Raw genomic sequence first — 2,235 nt, forward strand, 5'->3', positions numbered from 1 at the left:
TGCGGATGCTTAAAAATGCCTATGAAACGATCGGGACAGTAGAAGAGATTAAAGCTTCCTTACTTGAAACAGCTAAACAAATTCAGCTGGAGGATTTACAAACCTGTCAAGCTATAGGCGATCGCGGATTAGAAGTATTACCGACAACCCCCGACAAACTCTGTCTTCTGACCCATTGTAATGCAGGAGCGTTGGCAACAGCTGGGTATGGTACTGCCTTGGGAGTGGTGCGTTCGGCCTGGCGGGATGGGCGATTAGCCAGATTATATGCTGACGAAACCCGCCCCCGCTTGCAAGGTGCTAGGTTAACGACCTGGGAATGCGTCGAAGAAGGTATTCCGGTTACTTTAATTACCGATAGCATGGCCGCCCATTGTATGAAACAAGGGCTAATTGATGCGGTTGTAGTGGGAGCTGATCGCATTGCTGCCAATGGGGATACGGCTAACAAAATTGGTACCTATAGTGTAGCTCTGATTGCTCAAGCTCATCAGATACCTTTCTTTGTGGCTGCTCCGATCTCAACCATTGATTTTCAGCTATCTACTGGCGAAGAGATTCCCATTGAAGAACGTCACCCCTCAGAAATTTATCAGATTGGGGAGACAGTGATTTGTCCTCCTAAAGTGGAATTTTATAACCCAGCTTTTGATGTAACTCCAGCGGAGTTAATCACTGCCATTATTACTGAAAAAGGCGCATTAGCCCCCAGTGAGCTGTCACAACTTAACATTAAGCAGTCAGTTTGAAATCTATCTTGGTTTTAGGGATTAGGGATTAGGGAGTAGGGAGCGGTGCGACCCGTGGCGAATTTAATTACGGGTCAAGCGCACCGAGGGAGTGGGGAGTCGGGGTAATAAAATTGAATGTACCTGATAAGGAGTGAGAAACGCTATAACTGACCCAACTATGTTTGAGTCAGTTCCTTAGTTCAGCAACCTCTAAAGGATAAAGTCCGATAGCTATGGGTGTTTAGATCATGGGTGTTTAGATCATGGGTGTTTATAGCAATTATCATAGCTATGAGGTACACAATTTCGGGATTTTAGGTAATAGGTAATAGGTAATAGGTAATAGGTAATAGTAATAGGTAATAGTAATAGGGATGCGCTGCATCAAGAGGTGCGACCCGTGGCGAATTTAATTCTTAATGGTAAGAGCGCACCTAACAGGGAATCAGCTTCAAAGAATACTGTACCTCATAACTGTGAGAAACGCTATAGATCATGGGTGTTTAGATCATGGGTGTTTAGATCAAAGCCCTGCAGCTGTAGAACCGTCAACAGTCAACGCTCAACAGTGAACAAAACATGATCAATTAAAATATGCACATAAAATATCAAATAGCTAAGAGGAAATCGTGAACGGAAAACTTTCCACCCAACACTTAATTGTGTGCGGCTTAGGTGTAGCTATCCCGTTATTCTACGCAGAGGTAGCCACCGCCGCCGCTGATCTAACCAATACTAGTGTAACTAACTGGAAAAAAATTCAGTATGAAAGCTTTCTGCCAAGGCTTGAAACACCAGAATTGTCGTCGCCTCTCGAAGAAGTCAATCACTATCTGCGGCAAGAAGAAGAATTCTTTAATAATACCCCTCGTTTAGTGATTAAACTAAGTGAGCGTCGTCTTTATGTTTATCGAGGAGATAAACTCGAAGCCAGTTATCCAGTTGCCATCGGTCAGCCTGGTTGGGAAACCCCTACAGGCAATTTCCAAGTGACACAGATGCTTCAAAATCCAGTTTGGAAGCATCCTCTAACTGGTGAAGTCGTTGCTCCAGGACCAGAAAACCCTCTTGGTCCAAGGTGGATGGCATTTTGGAGTGATGGAACAAACTACATCGGGTTTCATGGTACCAATGATGAGGAACTGGTGGGACAAGCAGTGTCTCACGGTTGCATCCGGATGCGTAATGATGATGTCAAAGCTTTGTATAACAGAGTGGCTTTGGGAACATCTGTAACAGTACAGGAATAGTTATTGTTGACAGCTGCCCCTAGCTTTAGCTAGGGGATTGAGGCAGCTTGATCAGGGTGGGCACAAGATGGTGATTCAAGCTTTTTGGTATATATAGCAGAAGTCAGAAGTCAGAAGTCAGAAGTCAGTGCGGCTTGTTCCTACTAGGAGCCTCTAGAAAATAGAGGGGTATGAGTAGGGGACTTCGCGAGGAATAAAAACCTCAAAAGTCTAACTGTCTAACGGATGCGGGTGAAAACCCCGCCCTTCAGGAG

2 protein-coding genes are annotated in these 2,235 nt (G+C 44.7%); both read left to right on the forward strand.

The window, feature by feature from the left end:
* The coding region (gene mtnA, locus F6K37_RS38975) for an S-methyl-5-thioribose-1-phosphate isomerase (protein WP_287256589.1) at window positions 1-749 on the forward strand (749 nt) is incomplete at its 5' end.
* Window positions 750-1,360: 611 nt separating this feature from the next.
* Window positions 1,361-1,981, forward strand: a complete 621-nt coding sequence (locus tag F6K37_RS38980; RefSeq protein WP_287256591.1) for a L,D-transpeptidase family protein — start codon at window positions 1,361-1,363, stop codon at window positions 1,979-1,981.
* Window positions 1,982-2,235: the final 254 nt, after the last annotated feature.

The organism is Moorena sp. SIO4E2 (assembly GCF_010671945.1).
GTDB lineage: Bacteria > Cyanobacteriota > Cyanobacteriia > Cyanobacteriales > Coleofasciculaceae > Moorena > Moorena producens.